19 protein-coding genes are annotated in these 19,021 nt (G+C 66.1%); 10 read left to right on the top strand and 9 right to left on the bottom strand.

The features are described 5' to 3' along the window. Positions 1-3 precede the first annotated feature (3 nt). Genes phnK through phnG form a run of 5 tightly spaced genes read right to left on the bottom strand, consistent with a single transcriptional unit; the run spans position 4 to position 3,878 of the window. Positions 4-822: a phosphonate C-P lyase system protein PhnK gene (gene phnK, locus ACVCNR_RS20260; RefSeq protein WP_354193617.1), complete on the bottom strand. Its 819-nt coding sequence runs from the start codon at positions 820-822 to the stop codon at positions 4-6. Beyond that, positions 819-1,697: an alpha-D-ribose 1-methylphosphonate 5-phosphate C-P-lyase PhnJ gene (locus ACVCNR_RS20255; protein WP_447076240.1), complete on the bottom strand. Its 879-nt coding sequence runs from the start codon at positions 1,695-1,697 to the stop codon at positions 819-821. Before ACVCNR_RS20255 ends, phnK begins: the two co-directional genes overlap by 4 nt. Next, complete coding sequence (locus ACVCNR_RS20250; RefSeq protein WP_447076239.1) at positions 1,694-2,803, bottom strand: carbon-phosphorus lyase complex subunit; 1,110 nt, start codon at positions 2,801-2,803, stop codon at positions 1,694-1,696. Before ACVCNR_RS20250 ends, ACVCNR_RS20255 begins: the two co-directional genes overlap by 4 nt. 2 nt (positions 2,804-2,805) lie before the next feature. Then, positions 2,806-3,423 carry a phosphonate C-P lyase system protein PhnH gene (phnH, locus tag ACVCNR_RS20245; protein WP_447076238.1) on the bottom strand — a complete coding sequence of 206 codons (618 nt, stop codon included), beginning with the start codon at positions 3,421-3,423 and terminating at the stop codon, positions 2,806-2,808. Then, positions 3,423-3,878 (bottom strand): phosphonate C-P lyase system protein PhnG, encoded by a 456-nt coding sequence (gene phnG, locus ACVCNR_RS20240; protein WP_447076237.1) that lies wholly within the window; start codon positions 3,876-3,878, stop codon positions 3,423-3,425. The genes phnH and phnG overlap by 1 nt, the downstream gene beginning before the upstream one ends. A gap of 76 nt (positions 3,879-3,954) precedes the next feature. Here phnG and phnF point away from each other — a divergent pair, with 76 nt between their 5' ends. Continuing rightward, entirely contained in the window at positions 3,955-4,749 is a 795-nt protein-coding gene (phnF, locus tag ACVCNR_RS20235; RefSeq protein ID WP_447076236.1) for a phosphonate metabolism transcriptional regulator PhnF, read from the top strand. Positions 4,750-4,833: 84 nt separating this feature from the next. On the opposite strand, the gene ACVCNR_RS20230 is transcribed toward phnF, so the two are convergent. Beyond that, positions 4,834-6,291, bottom strand: coding sequence for an aldehyde dehydrogenase family protein (locus ACVCNR_RS20230; protein WP_447076235.1), 1,458 nt, complete (start codon positions 6,289-6,291; stop codon positions 4,834-4,836). Positions 6,292-6,445: 154 nt separating this feature from the next. Here ACVCNR_RS20230 and ACVCNR_RS20225 point away from each other — a divergent pair, with 154 nt between their 5' ends. The 4 genes from ACVCNR_RS20225 to ACVCNR_RS20210 all read left to right on the top strand — a co-directional run bounded on the left by ACVCNR_RS20225 (position 6,446) and on the right by ACVCNR_RS20210 (position 10,006). Beyond that, complete coding sequence (locus tag ACVCNR_RS20225; protein ID WP_354193624.1) at positions 6,446-7,234, top strand: SDR family oxidoreductase; 789 nt, start codon at positions 6,446-6,448, stop codon at positions 7,232-7,234. After that, positions 7,224-8,879 (top strand): thiamine pyrophosphate-binding protein, encoded by a 1,656-nt coding sequence (locus ACVCNR_RS20220; RefSeq protein WP_447076234.1) that lies wholly within the window; start codon positions 7,224-7,226, stop codon positions 8,877-8,879. Before ACVCNR_RS20225 ends, ACVCNR_RS20220 begins: the two co-directional genes overlap by 11 nt. A 26-nt stretch (positions 8,880-8,905) precedes the next feature. After that, positions 8,906-9,238, top strand: a complete 333-nt coding sequence (locus ACVCNR_RS20215) for a cupin domain-containing protein (RefSeq protein ID WP_447076233.1) — start codon at positions 8,906-8,908, stop codon at positions 9,236-9,238. 84 nt (positions 9,239-9,322) lie between these two features. Next, a complete protein-coding gene (locus tag ACVCNR_RS20210) occupies positions 9,323-10,006 on the top strand; it encodes a GntR family transcriptional regulator (protein WP_354193627.1) in 684 nt (227 codons plus the stop codon). Positions 10,007-10,140: 134 nt separating this feature from the next. Here ACVCNR_RS20210 and ACVCNR_RS20205 read toward each other — a convergent pair whose 3' ends face one another. Genes ACVCNR_RS20205 through ACVCNR_RS20195 form a run of 3 tightly spaced genes read right to left on the bottom strand, consistent with a single transcriptional unit; the run spans position 10,141 to position 13,839 of the window. Next, positions 10,141-12,483, bottom strand: coding sequence for a xanthine dehydrogenase family protein molybdopterin-binding subunit (locus tag ACVCNR_RS20205; protein ID WP_447076232.1), 2,343 nt, complete (start codon positions 12,481-12,483; stop codon positions 10,141-10,143). A 1-nt stretch (position 12,484) separates the two neighbouring features. After that, positions 12,485-12,973 (bottom strand): (2Fe-2S)-binding protein, encoded by a 489-nt coding sequence (locus ACVCNR_RS20200; RefSeq protein ID WP_447076231.1) that lies wholly within the window; start codon positions 12,971-12,973, stop codon positions 12,485-12,487. Then, on the bottom strand, positions 12,970-13,839 hold the full coding sequence (locus ACVCNR_RS20195; RefSeq protein WP_447076230.1) for an FAD binding domain-containing protein: 870 nt from the start codon (positions 13,837-13,839) through the stop codon (positions 12,970-12,972). The genes ACVCNR_RS20200 and ACVCNR_RS20195 overlap by 4 nt, the downstream gene beginning before the upstream one ends. A gap of 231 nt (positions 13,840-14,070) precedes the next feature. Here ACVCNR_RS20195 and ACVCNR_RS20190 point away from each other — a divergent pair, with 231 nt between their 5' ends. From ACVCNR_RS20190 to ACVCNR_RS20170, 5 genes are all read left to right on the top strand, one after another. Then, positions 14,071-15,081 (top strand): TRAP transporter substrate-binding protein, encoded by a 1,011-nt coding sequence (locus ACVCNR_RS20190; RefSeq protein ID WP_447076229.1) that lies wholly within the window; start codon positions 14,071-14,073, stop codon positions 15,079-15,081. A 60-nt stretch (positions 15,082-15,141) separates the two neighbouring features. Then, positions 15,142-15,651, top strand: a complete 510-nt coding sequence (locus ACVCNR_RS20185) for a TRAP transporter small permease (protein WP_447076228.1) — start codon at positions 15,142-15,144, stop codon at positions 15,649-15,651. A 2-nt stretch (positions 15,652-15,653) separates the two neighbouring features. Beyond that, positions 15,654-16,967, top strand: a complete 1,314-nt coding sequence (locus tag ACVCNR_RS20180) for a TRAP transporter large permease (RefSeq protein ID WP_447076227.1) — start codon at positions 15,654-15,656, stop codon at positions 16,965-16,967. 68 nt (positions 16,968-17,035) lie between these two features. Beyond that, positions 17,036-18,319 (top strand): ArgE/DapE family deacylase, encoded by a 1,284-nt coding sequence (locus ACVCNR_RS20175; protein WP_447076226.1) that lies wholly within the window; start codon positions 17,036-17,038, stop codon positions 18,317-18,319. A gap of 30 nt (positions 18,320-18,349) precedes the next feature. Beyond that, a complete protein-coding gene (locus ACVCNR_RS20170; RefSeq protein ID WP_354193635.1) occupies positions 18,350-18,985 on the top strand; it encodes an SRPBCC family protein in 636 nt (211 codons plus the stop codon). Positions 18,986-19,021: the final 36 nt, after the last annotated feature.

Below are 19,021 nucleotides of genomic sequence, written 5' to 3'. Positions count from 1 at the left end.
ACCTCAGACCTGGAGGATGGAGGAGACGAGGAGTTGCGTGTAAGGCGCCTGCGGGTCGTCCAGCAGGCGATCCGTGAGGCCGTGCTCGATGACGCGGCCGTCCTTCATCACGATCATGCGATGCGACAAAAGACGCGCCACGGCGAGATCGTGGGTGACGATGATGACCGCCAGGCCAAGGTCGTTGACGAGGCCGCGCAGCAGGTCGAGCAGGCGCGCCTGCACCGAGACGTCGAGACCGCCGGTGGGTTCGTCCATGAAGATCAGGCGCGGCCCGGTCACCAGGTTGCGTGCGATCTGCAGGCGCTGGCGCATGCCGCCGGAGAAGGCGCGTGGCTGGTCGTCGATGCGGTCGGCGCTGATTTCGACGCGGCCCAGCCAGTCCGTGGCCGTGCCCCTGATCCTGCGATAGTGGCGCTCGCCGATCGCCATGAGACGTTCGCCGACATTGGCGCCGGCAGACACCGTCATGCGCAGCCCGTCGGCGGGGTTCTGGTGGACGAAGCCCCAGTCAGTGCGCAGCAGCAGACGGCGCTCCGCCTCCTGCAGACGGTAGAGATCGCGCATCTCGCCGTCGCGCATCCGGTAGGAGACCGTGCCCGACGTCGGCTCCAGCCGGGCCGAGATGCAGTTGAGCAGCGTCGACTTGCCGGACCCGGATTCGCCGACGATGGCCAGCACCTCGCCCGGCCACACGTCGAGGTCGACCCCGGCGCAGCCGATCCGTGTCCCGTAGGCTTTGGTGAGGGAGCGGACGGAGAGAAGAGGGAGATCCTCGGCGGCGTGGTCGAATACGTCGTCATTTCGAAGTGCGACCGTCATTTTGCATCTCCGCCCAACTCGCCACGATGGCCTTCGGCGCGGCGCGTCTCGCAATGATCGGTGTCGGAGCAGACGAACATCCGTCCGCCCCGGTCATCGAGCACGATCTCGTCCAGATAGACCTGCTCGGCCCCGCACAGCGCGCATGGCCGGTCGAAGCGCTGCACCTCGAACGGGTGATCCTCGAAATCGAGGCTCACCACCTCGGTATGCGGGGGCAGCGCATAGATGCGTTTCTCCCGGCCGGCACCGAACAGTTGCAGCGCCGCCGACATGTGCATTTTCGGATTGTCGAATTTCGGCGTCGGGGAGGGGTCCATCACGTAGCGTCCCTCGACCTTCACCGGATAGGCGTAGGTGGTGGCGATGTGGCCATTCTTCGCGATATCCTCATAGAGCTTCACATGCATCAGCCCGTATTCCTCGAGCGCGTGCATCTTGCGCGTCTCGGTCTCACGCGGTTCGAGGAAGCGCAGTGGCTCCGGGATCGGCACCTGGTAGACGAGCACCTGCCCTTCGGTGAGCGGGGCTTCCGGGATGCGGTGGCGCGTCTGGACGATGGTCGCCTCGGCCGTGTGGGTGGTCGTTTCGATGCCCGCCACGCGCTCGAAGAACTTGCGGATCGACACCGCGTTGGTGGTGTCGTCGGCGCCCTGATCGATCACCTTGAGCACGTCATCCGGTCCGAGGATGGCGGCCGTCACCTGCACGCCGCCGGTGCCCCAGCCATAGGGCATCGGCATCTCGCGGCTGGCGAAGGGAACCTGATAGCCGGGAATGGCGATCGCCTTGAGGATGGCGCGCCGGATCATGCGCTTCGTCTGCTCGTCCAGATAGGCGAAGTTGTAGGTGGCGTTGCGGCTCTGCACGTTCATTCAGCTGCCTCCTGCAGGTCGGTCTGAAATGCGCTTTCGCGCTGCGCATATTCCGCGCGCATGGTGCGCACGAGGCGGAGTTCCGCTTGGAAGTCGACATAGTGCGGCAGCTTCAGATGTTCGACGAAGCCCGTCGCCTGCACGTTGTCGCAATGGGAGATGACGAACTCCTGGTCCTGCGGCGGCCCGACGATATCCTCGCCCAGTTCCTCGGCGCGCAGTGCCCGGTCGCACAGCGACATCGCCATCGCCTTGCGCTCCGACTGGCCGAAGACCAATCCGTAGCCGCGCCTGAACTGCGGCGGCGCCTTGGCCGATCCCTTGAACTGGTTGACCATCTGGCATTCGGTCACCTGGATGCGGCCCAGCGGCACGGCGAAGCCGAGCTCGGGAACGAGGAATTCCACCTCGACCTCGCCGATGCGGATTTCACCGGCAAAGGGATGCGAGCGCGCATAGCCGCGCTGGGTGGAATAGCCGAGGGCGAGCAGGAAACCTTCGTCGCCACGCGATAGGCTTTGCAGGCGCATCGCCCGCGACATCGGGAATTCGACCGGCGTGTGGTTGATGTCGCCGGGCGCTGCTTGCCCGGCCAGCTCGACATCCTCTTCCACCAGGCCTTCCGAGCCGAGAATGTCGGCCACCCGCGTCGCCGCCTCTTTGGGAGCTTCGCGCCGGTCGCCGGCCGCCACCTGCGGATCGCCGTCGAGTTCCGCATCCAGCAGGCGATGCGTATAGTCGAAAGTGGGTCCGAGAAGCTGGCCGCCCGGCAGGTCCTTGAAGCAGGCGGAGATGCGCCGCTCGATCACCATCGCGTCGGTGTCGACGGGTTCGCTGTAGCCGAAGCGCGGCAATGTGGCGCGGTAGGCGCGCACGAGGAAGATCGCCTCGATCAGGTCGCCCCGCGCCTGCTTGATCGCCAGCGCCGCCAGCCGCCGGTCGTAGAGCGAACCTTCGCTCATCACCCGGTCGACGCCGAGCGCGAGCTGCCCGGCGATCTGGTCGAGCGTGAGGGCCGGCACCGAGCGGTCGCCGCGGCGGCGATCGGCCAGCAGGCGGTGCGCATTGTCGATCGCGGCTTCGCCGCCCTTGACTGCGACATACATGGCTAGACCTCCATTTCGCGTGCAATAAGGCGCGCCGTGCGCGGCAGACAGGCGAGGGCGTCGCCGGCGGCCAGCACAAGGTCGACCCCGCGCGGAAAGGCCCGGGTGTTTTCTTCCCATCGTGCGGCAAAGTCCTCGGGCAGGCCACGAGGCGCGATCGTTGCCGTGCCGGGGATGCCCGGCCCACGGAAGGCAAGCAGTGCGCCGCCGTCGAACGCCTCGATCGCGATGACCAAAGTTGCCGAGCGGTCGGGATATTCCTGCGTGCCCTGCGCAAAGCCGCCCAGATCGGGCAAGGCCGCGCCGTCGCCGATCAGGGCGAAGGCCGCTTCGGCGGGCTGGTCCGCAAACGCTGCGCCGGTGTGGAACACCAGCCATTCGCGCACCTGTGCGTTCTCGCCGAGCACAGGGTCCAGCCAGACCGGCGTGTCGGCGTCCAGCAACATGGAGGCGACCGCGCCGATGACCGGCGGCAGCGGCGCCGGCGGTGCCGCGCACGGCCTGACGCCGACAATGGTCGCCGGCCGCGCCATTGCGTCCATCAGCGCCCGGAAGACGGCCTGCGCATCCTGCACGGGATCGGAAAACCCGCCGTCCAGTGCCATTGCCTCGCTTCGCATCAGTCTTCTCCCCGCACCATGGTGAAAAAGTCGACGCGGGTGGCTGCCGTCTCCTGGCGCCGCGTCTCGTCTGCCGCGTCGAGTTCGCGTTGCAGCGGCGCGATCATTTGCGCGTCGACAAGCGTTGCCATATCCGGCCGGCGGCAGACCGCGTCGATCAGCGCGGCGATGCGGGCCTTGTCCATGTCCCGGCCGAGCGCAACGGCATGGCCAACGGAGCCATCGTCCAGACGGACGCTGGCCCGCGTCACCGTCGCCTCGCCGAAATTGAAGGGTTCTCCGCTGCCGCCGATGCGACCCCGCAAGGTGATCAGGCCGCATTCGGGGCCGCGCAGGACCCGGTAGGCGGGCGCAAGGTCGAGGGTCGCCCACAATTCCCGCAGCCGGCTGCTCCCGGCTCGCGCCAGAACCGACATCCGGTTCCTGCGCAGGGCGATCTCTTCGTGGCTATGCATGTTTGCTCCAGCTTGTCTATTAGTCTAGACAAATCGATGAATTGGAGCCACCATAGCCATGCTAGGTGACGGGTGCATGACAGGATTGGGAACGGCGGATGAAACGATGACGGCGCAATTGCAGCGAGGCCTTGGCGTCGCCCTTTGGCGGCAGATCGCGGACGGCATACGGGCCGGGATCGCCAATGGGCTGGCGGACGAGACGGGCCGGCTGCCACCGGAAGCCGGGCTGGCGGAACGCTTCGGCGTCAACCGCCATACGGTGCGGGCGGCCATCGCCGCGCTCGCACATGAAGGCGTGCTGGAATCGCAGCAGGGGCGTGGAACCTATGTGCGGCGCCGGCAGCGTCTCATCTATCCGATCGGCGAGCGGACCCGCTTCTCCGCCGGGCTCGGCGATCAGGCGCGCGATACGCGCAGCGAAATGATCGGCACGGCAAAAGAGCCGGCCACCGCCTGGGTGGCGAGGGCGCTCGGCCTGGAGACGGGGAAGGGGGTGATCCGCATCGAAAGCCTCGGTCGGGCCGATGGCATTCCGGTGTCCCGCTCGACCTCCTGGTTCGCGGCGGATCGCTTCGAGGGCATCGCCGAATTGTTCGCCCGCACCGGCTCCGTGACGGCCGCGCTCGCCGGTTTCGGTATTTCCGACTACCGCCGCACCTCGACCTCGATCGAGGCGCGCCATGCCGAGGAAGCCGATACGCGCGAGCTGCAACTGGCGCCGGGGGCCATCGTGATCGTCACGCGCGCCGTGAACGGCGATTTGTCCGGCGCGCCCGTCCAGTGCTCGGTGACGCGCTTCGCCGCCGACCGGGTGGAACTGCGGGTCGAGGCCGCAACCCCGGGGCCGGATGGCAGTTCCGCCGGTTAACAGGCCCTCATGGCCCCGATTCCAGATCCGGCGCATGGGTCCATGCGCCGGTCTTTGTGGGGGCCGCTCTTGCCCGCGTTGCCGTTAGGGCATGGGGTGGTGGATGGCGATGTTCTTGACCTGCTGGTAGGCCGCCAGCGCTTCCAGCCCCTTTTCGCGCCCGTAGCCTGAAAGCTTGTAGCCGCCGAACGGGAACTCCACGTCGAGCCCGACGCCGAAGGAATTAATCCACACCTGGCCGACGCGCAGCTTCTCGCCGACGCCGAGCGCCTTATCGATATTGGTGGTGTGGATGCCGGCCACCAGCCCGAAGGGCGAGTCGTTGGCGCCAGCCACGGCCTCGGCCGCGGTGTCGAAGGGAATGACGGTCAGGATCGGCCCGAAAATCTCCTCGCGGGCGATACGGGTGGCGTTGTCGGCGCCGACGACCAGGCCCGGACGCACGAAGGCGCCATCGGCAAGAGCCGGTGCGGAAGGCAGTTCGGCGCCCAGCAGCAGCTCGCCTTCCTTGCGCGCCACGTCATAATAGGCCTCGACGTCCTGGCGGTGGCCCTTGTTGATCAGCGGGCCCATGTCGGGATCGTCGATGCCGGCGCCCAGCGTCATGGCGCTGATGCGCGCATGCAGCCTCTCCACCACCTTGTCATGGACCGAGCGCTCGACGAACAGGCGCGTGCCGGCGTTGCAGACCTGGCCGCAATGGGTGAGGAAGCCGCCGGCGACGAGCGGCAGCGCCCGGTCGAGATCGGCGTCGGCGAACAGGATTTGCGGCGACTTGCCGCCCAGCTCCATGTTGCAGGGCACGGCGTGCGAGGCGGCGGCGACCAGCACGCGCTCGCCGGTCGGCACCGAGCCGGTGAAGGTGATCTGGTCGACGCCCCTGTGGCGGGCGAGCAGGTCGCCGGCCAGTGAACCGCGGCCGTTGACGAGGTTGACCAGCCCTTCCGGCAGGCCTGCTTCCTGGCAGATCTTGACGAATTCATAGGCGGTGACAGGCGTGTCGGCCGACGGCTTGATGATGACGGCGCAGCCGGCGGCAAGCGCGGGGGCGACGCCGCGGGCGATGAGCTGGAAAGGGTAGTTCCACGGAATGATGTGGAGGCTGACGCCGACGGGCTCCTTCACCGTCCAGTCGGACCAGTCCGGCCCGAGCGGAATGGAGTTGCCATGCAGCTTGTCGGCCGCGCCGCCGTAGAATTCGAAGAAGCGGGCCGAGCAATCCACCTCCCAATAGGAATCGCGCAGCGGCTTGCCGCTGTCGGTGCTCTCCTTGCGCGCGATCTCGTCGCGGCGGGCCAGCATCAGCTCGCCGATGCGATGCAGGACGCGGCCACGCTCGAACGGACGCATACGCCGCCACGGGCCGTTGTCGAAGGCCTCGCGGGCGGCGGCGACCGCCATCTCCACCTCGGCCTCGCCGGCCCGCACATACTCGGCCACGACGGCGCCGGTGGCGGGGTCGAAGGACCGGCCGACCCCGTCGGAGGCTTCGTTCAGGATCCTGTTTCCGATGACGAGGGGGATCAGCGGCGTGTCGGTCATGCGATGTCTCCTGGGCTTGGGCGCAATGCCCATTTCATTGCTTCTGCTCCAATTCATTTTGTATGCAAATAGAAAAAGATTGTCTACATGAATTGACATCGTGTTTACACGCTGGTAGCCAGAATCCAGGTGAGGATGCCGGAGAGAGGGCCAGATGGAGCTTGGGTTGAAGGGTAAGCGGGCGCTGGTCACGGCGGCATCCCGCGGCTTGGGACGAGCTTCGGCGCTCGCCCTCGCGGCCGAAGGTGCTTGCGTCGCGGTGGCCGGCCGCAACCCGGAGGCGATGGCCTCGCTGGTGGAGGAATTGCGCGCGGCCGGCGCAAGCGACGTCTGCCCCGTGCGCATGGACCTGACGGACAGGAGCTCCCTGAAACCGGGCGTCGATCAGGCAGTGGAGCGCTTCGGCGGCCTCGATATCTTCGTCGGCAACACCGGCGGGCCGGTCTCGGCGCCGTTCCTGGACGTGCCGCGCGAGGGCTGGGAGGCGGCGCTGAACGAGAGCCTGCTGCCGATGGTCGATCTGTGCCACGCGGTGCTGCCGCATATGCAGGCCAATCGCTGGGGCCGCATCATTTTCATCACCACTGTCGGCGTGAAGATCGTCCAGCCCAACATGGTGCTGTCGGACTCCGTGCGTCTGGCCGTGGTCGGGCTCGCCAAGTCGCTGTCGATCGAGTTCGCCCATGAGGGCATCATGGTCAACTGCCTGTGCCCGGGCCCATTCGCCACCGACCGCATGGAATATCTGGTCCGCTCGAGCATGGAGCGCGACGGGCTGGACCGGAAGGCGGCCGAGGCACTGTGGCTGGAGGAGGTGCCGGTCGGCAAGTTCGGCAACCCGGAGGATTTCGGTGCAATCGTCGCCACACTGGCTTCGGAGCGTGCAGGCTTCATCACCGGCACGGCCATAGCCCTCGATGGAGGAAAATCCCGTGCTTACTAAGAACAACGCATCCGACACGGCCGTCACCGACGGCGGCGCGGCCATCGTCGCCTGGTTCAAGGCGGCGGGCGTGCGCAACGTCTTTTCGGTTTCAGGGGGGCCGATCAACGCGGTCTACCGGGCCTGTGCGAAACAGGGCCTGCCCCTCATCCACACCCGTCACGAGGCGGCGGCCTGCTTCATGGCCGAGGCGCAGGCGCGCGTCACCGGCGAGGCCGGGGCGGCGGTCGTCACCCTCGGTCCGGGCGTGACCAATGCAGTGACGCCGGGCATGGTCGCCATGCTCGCCGGTACGCCGGTGATCATCGTCGGGGCGCAGGCCGCGACCCGGTCGGCGGAGCGTGGTGCCGGCATGGCCTATGACGTGCTGCCGCTGATGAAGGGCGTGACCAAATGGGCCGCGCGCTGCACCGATGCGGACCGGCTGCAGGAATATCTCGACATTGCCTGGCGCAAAATGTGGGCGGGTCGCCCCGGCCCGGTGTTCATCGAAGTGCCAACCGACATTCTTTCGGCCCCGCTCACGGCGGCACCGCAGACCAGCCGCCCGCCCATGCCGGGCCGTCCAGGCCTTTGCGGCAAGGACACGGAGGCGGCCCGGGGCGTGCTTGCGGCCAGCCGCCGGCCTCTGCTCATCCTTGGCGACGAGCTGTTCTTCGACCGTTCGGACCGGCTTGCCGAGGCGGTGGAACGGCACGGCCTGCCCTTCGCCACCATGCGCCTGGCCCGCGGCATCGTCGACGAGCGCCACGACAACTGGATGGGTCCGGCCTACGCGCCGTGCAACCAGACGCTGCGCGCGGCCATGAAGAAGGCCGACTGCATCGTCCTGCTCGGCCATCATTTCGAGTTCGACCTCGAATTCGGCGACACGGTCGGCGCCGATACCCGCATCGTCCAGGTCTGCTCGGACCAGGAACTGCTGCACCGCAACCGCCGCGCCGACGTGGCGCTGGCCGCTTCCCCGGCGGCTTTCGTCGAGCTGCTGGCCGGGCTTCCGGCGCTTGAGTTGGAAAGCGGCTGGACGAACGGGCTGGTCGGCGAATGGCGCAAGGAACGCGACGCCCAGCTCGGCGAGGGCGACAACAAGGGCATTCATCCGATCGCCGCGGTCGATGCGGTGACCGGGGCGGCACCGGAAAACACCATCTATGTCACCTCGCACGGCAATGTGGACTTCTGGGCAGATGCCCGGCTGCGCATGCCGGCGCCCGGCCGCTACCTGCGCGCAGGCCAGTCCGGCGCGCTGGGGGCGGAGGTGCCCTACGGCGCCGGCGCCAGCTTCGCAGACCCCGATGCCCCGGTGGTCGTCTTCGTCGGCGACGGCGGTGTCGGCTTCCATGTTGCCGAACTGGACACGGCCGAACGCTACGGGCGGGCCTTCATCATCGTCGTCCTCGACGACGAGCTGTGGGGCGCCATCGCCCTGCCGCAGGAGATGAGCTTCGGCGAGACCTATGAGATGGGCCTGCCGCGCCGCGACTGGGCCAAGGTTGCCGAAGGGCTGGGCGGCCGCGGCTATCTGGCCCGCGATGCCGAAGCCATCCAGGCTGCGGTCAGGGATGCCATCGCCAGCGGCAAGCCGGCCATCATCCAGGTTCCGGTGCGCAGCGTCATCAGCCCCTACATGGCCTACATCTCGTAGGCTTCGCATAGATCGGAGAAGCAGACATGAACATCTGGAAAAACGGCGCGGCCGCCGGCATCACCCCGCCCGCCCATTTCGGCGGCCTCACCGTGCTCGACGTAGTGCCGTTCAAGGACAGCAACTTCTCGGTCCAGGTCTCGCGGGCGCCGAAGGGCGGCGGCGGCGAGATGCACCATCACGACGACTGGTCGCAGGTCTTCTACATGGTCAAGGGCCGCATGACCTTCGACAGCGGCAAGGAACGGTTCACGCTCGGCGCCGGCGAGGCCGTCCTGTTCGAGCCGGGCGACCCCCATTACACCCTCAACGAGGGCGACGAGGAGGCCGAATATCTGGTCATCACCGTCCAGCAATAATGATAACGTCGACAATATCGACGCTTGCAACGGGCTGGATGAACATGCATCTAGCAGATTGTATGCAAGATTGGAGATTTGCCGGTGAGCGAAGTCGTGCAGGATGAGCGGGAGACCAGATTGTCGGCCGACAATCTGGTGCGCCTGCTCGAGGATGACATTCTCAACAGTGTGCTGAAGCCCGGCGACAGGCTGGACGAGCAGTCGCTGGCGCGCCGCTTCGAGGTCTCGCGTACGCCCGTGCGCGAGGCCTTGCGCCATCTGGCATCGAGCGGCCTGGTCGACATCAGGAAGAACCAGGGCGCCACCGTGCGACGGCTGACGACCGCCGAGCTTATCGAGATGTTCCAGGTCATGGCCGAGTATGAGGGCCTGTCGGCGCGTCTTTCGGCCCGCCGCATGAGCCGCGACGAGATCGCCGAGATGCGCCAGTGGAACGAGGAATGCCAGGCGCATGCCGGGAAGGAAGATCTCGACAGGTTCTACGAGGCCAACAACCTCTTCCACGACACCATCTTCCGGGGCGCACGCAACGTTTTCCTGCAGGAGGAAAGCCGCAAGCTGCGCAACCGCCTGCACGTCTACCGCCGCCACATCACCAGCCCGCGCAAGATGGCCAAGTCGATCGCCGAGCACAGCCGCATCGCCGATGCGATCGTGGCCGGCGACGAGGACCTCGCCCACGCGTTGATGCGCCAGCACGTGGACCTGCTGGCCGGCACCGCCGCCGACGTGCTGCTGGCGCTGGAAAGCGACAGCATCGGCTGAAGCCGGGCCCCGATCTATCCCCCAAACGCGAGGCGGTCTCGCGGCCGTTCTGACGAACGCCGCTCCGCTGCTCCAGCCCGGTTTTCCCTCTTCTGAACAGGAATGGCGGGACCTTGTTGTCCCGCCGGAAGCCGTCAGGCCTGCTCGCGGATATGCCGCGCGAGTTTCCACACCGCATCGGTGTTGAGTGGCGTGTTGGTCACGCCGACTTCCAGCGCGTTGGCAACGGCATTGGCGATGGCCGCCGCCGGCCCGATGGCACCGCCTTCGCCCAGCCCCTTGGCGCCGAGCGGCGTCAGCGGCGTCGGCGTCTCGATATGGTGGACCTCGATGTCGGGGATTTCGGGCGCCAGCGGCATCAGATAGTCGGCGAAGCTGGTGGTCAGCGGCTGACATTCGGAATCGTAGACGAAATGCTCGAACATGGCCGAGCCGATGCCCTGTACGACGCCGCCGCGCACCTGTCCGTCGACCACCAGCGGGTTGAGGATGGTGCCGCAATCCTCGACGACGACGAAGCGGCGCAGCTTCGTCTTGCCGGTCTCGACGTCGATCTCGACCACCGCCGCATGCACGGCATTGGCATAGGAGCCGTCGGCCGGCCCGTCGACGCTGGCATGGGCCTCCAGCCCCGGCGTCATGCCTTCGGGCAGTTGGTCGACATTGCGCTGGGCGATGCGGGCGAGCCGGCGGATCTCGATGAAGCTGCCGGGATTGTCCCGCACCGAGGCCTTGCCCTCGGCCAGCACGATCTGGTCGGGCTTGGCCTGCAAGAGGTGTCCGGCGATGGCGCGCAGCTTGTCGGCGATTTTGGTCGCGGCGACGTGGACGGCGCCGCCGCCCAGCGGCCCGCCGCGGCTGCCCCAAGTGCCGACCGAATAGGGGGTGGTCATGGTGTCGCCATGGCGCACGAAGACGTCCTTCGGCTCGATGCCGAGCGCGTCGGCGGCCACCTGCGCCATGGTCGTCTCCAGCCCCTGGCCGTGGTTCTGCAGGCCGAGGTCGATGGTCACCCCGGCATCGGGCGACATGTCGACGCGGGCGGCGATGTAGCCCGTCTCGATGGGAACGCGGCGCCGGGTGAAGTCCGGCGTGCCATGCGCCGTCTGCTCGATGAAGCAGGCAATGCCGACGCCGATGCGCCGGGTCTTCGAATTGCGGGAGGCGGCTGCCTCGGCGATGTCGTCGGCCAGCAGCTCGCGGATCTTCTCCAGCGCCTCGGCATAGGAGCCGGGGTCGTAAGTGAAGCCCAGCACGTTGCGGTAGGGGAACTGGCGCACGACGTTCTTGAGGCGGAACTCGATCGGATCGAGACCGAGTTCGGCGGCGATGTCGTCCATCAGCCGCTCCTGCGAGAAGACGGCCGAGGGGCGGGCGACGCCGCGATAGGTGCCGATGGCGCATTTGTTGGTCGCCACGGCGCGGAAGGTCGCCTCATAGGCCTGGAAATCATAGGGGCCCGGCAGCACCTTGCCGACCATGCCCGGCTCGCCGGCCGAGGTGAAGGGGAAGGTGGAATAGGCACCGTTGTCGACGGTGATGTCGGCCTTGAGGCCGAGCAAGCGTCCATCCGCCGAGACATAGGCCTCCAGCGTATGCTCGTGGTCGCGGGCGTGAATGGAGGCAATCAGGTGCTCGCGGCGGTCCTCGATCCATTTCACCGGGCGCCCGGTCTGCATGGCCAGCCACGCGACCAGCACCTCGTCGGCGAAGACCTGGCCCTTGACGCCGAAGCCGCCGCCGACATCCGGCGCGACGACACGGATGCGGGATTCGGGCAGGCCGAGTTCCTCGGAGATGTAGGTGCGCACCAGATGCGGCATCTGGGTGGAGGACCACACCGTCAGCACCCGGCTGGCGGTGTCGAAGCTCGCTACCACGCCGCGGCATTCCATCGGCACGCCGGCCTGGCGCTGGGTGCGGTAGGTGCGGCGGATGACGTGCGCCGCCTGCGCCTTCGCCGCCTCGAGGTCGCCGCCCTTCATCTGGCGCTGGACGATGACATTGCCGTTCCAGCCCTCGAACAGCGGGGTGCTCTCGGGATCGCGCGCCTGCGCCATCGTGCCCACCACGGGCAGGGGGTCGTAGTCGACGAAGACCAGCTCGGCCGCATCCTCGGCCTTGTAGGCGTCCTCGGCCAGAACCACGGCGACCGGCTCGCCGACGAAGCGCACCTTGCCCTCGGCCAGCAGCGGCTGCTCCGAATATTGCATCTCGGGATAGTCCTGATGCGCCTTCATCGACAGGCCCGCCGTGTCCTTGCCGGTGAACACCCAGGTTGGATAATCGAGGTCGGCGAGCCCGGAGGTGTCGACCTCCACAATATTGGCATGCGCCGTCTCGGCCCGCACGAAGTTCAGGTGCAGCATGTCCGGCAGGCGGATGTCGTCAATGTAGCGGGCGGAACCCGAAAGCAGACGGATATCCTCGAAGCGCTGGATACGTGCGCCGATGTGCCGTGGCTGTTCCGCTTTCATGTCAGGCTCCCGCTTCCAGGCCGGTGCTGACGGCCTTGCGCACCGCCGCGACGATGCCGTTGTAGCCCGTGCAACGGCAGATGTTGCCGCTCATCGCCTCGCGGATTTCGGCGTCGTCGGGCATGCGCTTCTGCACGACCATCTCTTCCACGAAAGGCAGCAGCGTCATGATGAAACCCGGCGTGCAGTAGCCGCATTGCAGGCCGTGCTCGCTCTTGAAGGCCTGCTGCAGGGTATTTTCGGCATTGGGACCCCCGACGCTCTCGACAGTGCGGATGGAAGCGCCGTCGCACTGGGCGGCGAAGGTGAGGCAGGACAGGCGCGGCGTTCCGTCCAGATGCACCGTGCAGCAGCCGCAGGCGCCGTGCGCGCAGCCGATATGGACGCCGGAAAGGCGGAACTCCTCGCGCAGCACATCGGCCAGCAGCCGGCGCGGCTCAACCTGCAACGTCTTGCTGACGCCGTTCACTTCGAGCGTGATTTCGATCATCGTCCTTCCACAGCCTTGTTGCAGGCAGCCTCGATGGCGCGCCGGGTGAGTTCCTCGATCAGACCGCGCCGGTAGCCGGCGGAGGCGACATGGTCGTCGACCGGGTCGGTCGAGGCCGCGAACATGCGCGCCGCCTCGGCCGCGCGGGGAGCATCGAGCGGCTTGCCGCGCAGGAAGTCCTCGATCGCCGGCGCGCGGATGGGAACCAGGTCCGCCCCGCAGCAGACCAGGGCAGCCCGGGCGATGCTGCCCGCATCGAATTCGAGGGTGACGCCGATCGAGGCGGTGGCGAAGTCGCCGCTGCGTTCGGCCTGTTCGATGAAGCTGCCTGTGGAGTTGGTCGGCGGCACGGGGAATTCCACCGCCACCACCATTTCGCCCGGCTCCAATGCCGTCACATAGGCGCTCAGGAAGAAGTCGGCGGCCTTGATGCGCCGCTCGCCGGCAGTGGAGCGCACCACGATCTCGGCATCGTGGAGCACGCAGACCGCCGGAAGCTCGGCGGTTGGGTCGGCATGCGAGATGCTGCCTCCGATGGAGCCGTTCCGGCGGATCGTGGGATGTCCGATATAGTGGACGGCCTCGAGAAAGGCCGGAAAGTGCCGGGCGATGAGCGGGTGGTCGAAATAGGCGATATGGCGGGTCAGGGCGCCGATTCGCAACACCTGTCCGTCACTCTCCATGGTGTCGAGCGGCAGCCGGTTGATGTCCACCAGATGGCCCGGCCGGGCGAGGCGGAAATTCATCATCGGCACCAGGCTCTGGCCACCGGCGATCGGCCGCCCGTCCTCGCCGAATTCGCCGAGCAGCTCCAGGGCATGCTCGAGCGATGTGGCGCGATGATATTCGAATGCTGCCGGTCTCATCACTTTCCTCTCGAAGTGCTGGTCACCGCGTTTCTTCCGCGAGCCTTCCTTATGGCCTTGATGTGGTGAAGGCAAACTAGGCGACGCACAGTTTGTATGCAATAGCAAAAAAATTGTAGACAAGCTGTAAAGCAGCGCATTATGGTGCAAGCGCGATCGGGAGGAAGCCGATGGCTGAAGTCGACAAGGCCGGCGCGGTCGGGCTGCGCGGCGATCCCATGGGGAGGAACAATGTCTATCAATTTTAGCTTTACGCGAGGCTGGAGTGCCGTGGCATTCGGCGTCGCCTTGCTCGGCAACACGGTCGCCCACGCCCAGGACACCGTCACGCTGAAGATGGTCGGCGCCTGGGCGCCGGGGTTCTCGCCGACGGCCGAAGTGGGCAAGAACTTCATGGAGAACGTGAACAAGCTGGGAGAAGGCAAGGTCAAAGTGCAATATATCGGCGCCGACGACGTGCTGCCGCCCTTCGACCAGCCCGAAGCGCTGGTCAACGGCGTCTTCGATGTCTGGTACGGCGCGCCCAACTACTGGGCGGGCGTTGTGCCGGGCGGCGACATCACCGAGCTATCGCCCATGACCGTTCCCGACGGCGGCCCGGGTTCGCCGCTTTATGACTATATGGTCGAACTCTACGCGGCCAAGGGCGTACGTCATCTCGGCCATGCCGCCGGCGATCCCGGCGAGGGCGCCCACTACATATCCTCCAACTTCCCGGTCAAGTCGGTGGACGACCTGAAGGGCAAGAAGCTGCGCGTGGCGCCGCTCACCCGTCATTTCGTCCAGGCCGTGGGTGCCGAATCCATCACCTTGCCGCCTTCGGAAATCTTCCTTGCCATGGATCGCGGCACGGTTGAGGGGTTCTCCTGGCCGGTGGCGGATGCCTTTACCCGCTATGGTTGGCAGACGGTGACCAAATACATGATCAACCAGCCAATGTACCGCAGCGGCGGCAGCGTGGCGATGAACCTCGACAAGTGGGACAGCCTGTCGCCCGAGGTGCAGGAAATCCTGCTGAAGGCCATCGCCGAAACGCAGAATTTTGCCCTGGAATGGTTCGACAAGAACCAGAAGGAGCAGGAGGCGATCATGAAGAAGGACGGTATGGAGATTGTCGAGATTTCCGACGAGGAAGCCAAGCGCTGGACCCAAGCCGCCAATGACTCCTTGTGGGCCTACTACGAAACGACGCTCGGCAAGGAACGTGTCGACGAGGTCAAGGCCCTGTTCGCGGGCCAGTGACCCTTTGCCGGCGGAGTTGATCCGCCGGCTCCTTTCCCCTCGCTCCCTGCAGTGACCAATATGAAATCAATAGAACGGCTCTTCGACCGCCTCCTCGATGTGACGGCGGTGCTGGCAAGCGTCATCCTCATGGTGATGATGCTGGCCACGGTTGCCAAGATCGCCATCCGCGCGACCTTCAACATCGGCATCCTGGGCATCGACCAGATCTCGGGCATCATGATGGTCTACATGACCTTCCTGGGAGCGGCCTGGGTCCTGCGCTCCGAAGGCCATGTCATGGTCGATCTGCTCACCGCTTCGGTCGGCCCCCGCACCCAGCGCGCGCTGAACATTCTCTCCTCCCTGATCGGAGCGGCCGTGTGCTTCGCCATGACCTACTACGCTTCCAAGGCGATCGGCCTGTCGCTTCGCCGCGGCGTCGTGGTTGCAGCGGAGCTGGAGATTCCGCGCGCCGTAAGTCTTTTCGCCATACCGGTCGGCTGCGTCCTGCTTGGGATCGAATTCCTGCGCCGGGCCCGACGTTTTCAGACCGGGACCGCCGTTGTCGCGGCCTCAGAGGAGCATTGACAATGGAGTGGTGGGTTTTCCTTTCGCTGTTCTTTGCCGGCCTTGTCGGCCTCATGCTTATCGGTGTTCCGGTGGCCATTGCCTTCATGCTGGCCAATATGGTCGGCGCCTTCTTCATGTGGGGCGGCGTGGCCGGGCTCAACCAGCTCGTCCTGAGCATCGAGAGCTCGATCTCCACCTTCATGCTGGTTCCGATCCCGATGTTCATTCTGATGGGCACGATCATGTTCCATGCCGGCATCGCCCCGCGCATGATCAACACGCTGGACAGCTGGATCGGGTTTATCGCCGGGCGCCTGGCGGTGGTGACGGTGGGCGCCGGCGCGGTGCTGGCGACCCTGACCGGCGTTGCCATGGGCAGCGTCGCCATGCTCGGCTCCACCCTGACGCCGGAAATGGAAAAGCGTGGCTACTCCAAGTCGATGGCGATGGGCCCGGTGCTCGGCAGTGGCGCGCTCGCCATTCTCATTCCGCCCTCCACTTTGGCCATAGTGCTGGCCAGCGTGGGCGGGTTTTCCATCGCCAAGACGCTGATCGCCATCATCGTGCCCGGCGTCATGTTGGCCATCATGTATGTGCTTTACATCGTAATACGGGCCACGCTGCAGCCGGAGGTCGCCCCGCCCTATGAGGTTCCCGTAGTGCCGATGCGGGAGAAGCTCGTCAACACGATGAAATATCTGGTGCCGCCGGTCCTTATCGTGGTGACCACGATCGGGCTGATTTTCGAAGGCGTCGCCACGCCCACGGAATCGGCGGCGATCGGCACCTTCCTCACCCTGATCCTCACCCTCTGCTACGGTCGGCTCAACCTCGATACGCTCAAGAAGGGCGTGGGTTCCGCGACCAAGCTTTCGGTGATGATCCTCATCATCCTGACGGGGTCGGCGGGTTTCGGACAATTGCTGAGCTTCTCCGGCGCAACCACCGCCATCACCGAGTGGGCGACCAGCCTGCCGGTTCATCCCCTTGTGCTTCTGGCCATGATGATGCTGATGGTCATGGTCGTGGGCGTGTTTCTCGAACAGACCTCCATGGTGCTGGTCACCATGCCGATCTTCCTGCCGGTGGTGCACCAGATGGGATGGGACCCGATCTGGTTCGCGGTCATTATGATGGTCAATCTAGAGATGGACACCATCATGCCACCGGCCGGTCTTTCCCTGTTCGTCATGAAGGGGGTGGCTTCGCCGGACACGACCATGGGCGACATCTACAAGGCGGTCATTCCCTTCGTGCTGATCAACATCACCCTTATGGGATTGATGATCGCCTTCCCCGACATCGTCCTGTGGTTGCCGAGCATGATGGACTGACAGCGTGCACCTTCCGCGCGCAGCCATGCGCGCGGGTTGCCGAACATTGACCCTACCGGAGTATCCTGATGACCGACGCGACACGCCAGCGCATCCTCGACAAGATCGACGCCTCGAGGGAAAGCGCCGTCCAGTTCCTGCAGAAGATGGTCTCCATCCCCAGCGTCACCGGGGACGAGGCGGCGATCCAGGCCTTCCTCGGCGACTATCTGAACGGTATCGGCCTGGACGTCGACATGTGGGAGACGGACTGGGAAGAGCTGAAGAAGCACCCCGGCTATCGCCCGGTCGCCCGCGGCTATGAGGGCCGTCCCAACATCGTGGCCACCGCCAAGGGCACGGGCGGCGGCCGCTCGCTGCTGCTCAACGGCCACACCGACGTGATTCCCGTCGGCAATGGCGAGGGCTGGAGCGACAACCCCTGGTCGGCGGCGATCAGGGACGGGCGCATATACGGGCGCGGCTCGTGCGACATGAAAAGCGGCGTGGCCAGCCACATCCTCGCCGTGCAGTATCTGAAGGAACTGGGCATCGAACTGAAGGGCGACGTGCTCATCAATATCGTCATCGACGAGGAGGTGAGCGGCCACGGCACGCTGGACACGGTGATCCGTGGCTACACGGCCGATGCCGGCATCTCGGGCGAGACCAGCGACCTGCACGTGCAGCCGGCCTGCATCGGGCGCATCTGGTTCGAGATCGAGATCCAGGGCAAGCCGGCCGGCATCCAGCAGCGTTATCTGGGCGTGAGCGGCATCGCGCTCGGCCAGAAGATCGTCGAGGCCGTGCAGGAGCTGGAGGACGAGCGAGTGGCCACGGTGACGCATCCGCTCTATCCGAGCGCCATCGATTCGCTGCCCTGCATCATCGGCTCGTTCCAGGCCGGCAACTATCCGAGCGCGTTCCCGGCAACGGCGCTGCTGAAGGGCTCGATCGGCACGGTGCCGGGCGAGGACCACGAAGGCGTCAAGCAGAGCCTGGTGAAGAAGATCGCCGAGGCGGCGGCGAAGGACCCTTGGATGAAGGACCATCCGCCGGTGGTGCGCTTCGTCGGCTACGATGCCGAGGCCTCCGAGATTCCGCGCGACCACGCCATCGTGCAGACGGTGGCGCGCAACTACACGGAGATCACCGGCAAGGAGCCCATCATCAGCGGCCGCCAGGGCGCCGCCGACACGCGCTTCCTCAACAGCTATGGCAAGACGCCGACGGTCATCTTCGGGCCCGGCTCCACCGCCGTCATGCACGCCAACGACGAATATGTGTCGATCGACGATTACCTCGCGGCCATCAAGGTCATGGCCCTGTCGATCTACGACTGGTGCAACGCCGAACCCCTCGCCAAAGGCTGAGCGCACCGGCACGCAGAAGGAGCAGTTGAAATGCCTGAGTTGAAGCAGAACTTCACCGTCAACCATCCGCGCGCCATGGTCTGGGCGCGCTTCCAGGATTTGCCGAACGTCGTGCAGTGCATACCCGGCGCGGCCCTGACCGAACAGTCTTCGCCGACCAAGGCGAAAGGACGCATGACGGTGAAGCTCGGCCCGGTGAAGGCCGATTTCGGCGGCGAGGTCGATATCGAGGCGGACGAGGCCTCCTATACCGGCAAGATCATCGGTGCCGGCATCGACAAGAGCCATGCCTCCCGCGCCAAGGGCAACGTGGTCTATACGCTGACCGAAGCCAATGGCGGGGCCGCCACCAACGTGGATGTGGCAGTGGACTACACGCTGTCGGGCTCGCTGGCGCAGTTCGCGCGCGGCGGCATCGTCGAGGCGGTGGCCGAGCAGATCTGCCGCGAGTTCGCCCGCAATCTCGAAGGCCAGCTCAATGCCGCCAGCCCCGTGGCGGATGCACAGGAGGCCGTCGTTGCCGTGGATGGCACGGACGGTCCCGCTGCCGTTCCGCCGCCGGTGCGGCAGCCCGCGCCGCCCAACGAGCTCAACATGGTCAAGATCATGATGGCGGTGATCCGCTCCAAGTTCCGCAAGCTGGCGGCCGCCGTCACGGGACGGTGATCCGATGACGGTCCCGGCGCAGCGCTTTCGGCAACG

The organism is Aquamicrobium terrae (genome assembly GCF_052978165.1).
This window is presented reverse-complemented; position numbering and strand designations above follow the sequence as displayed.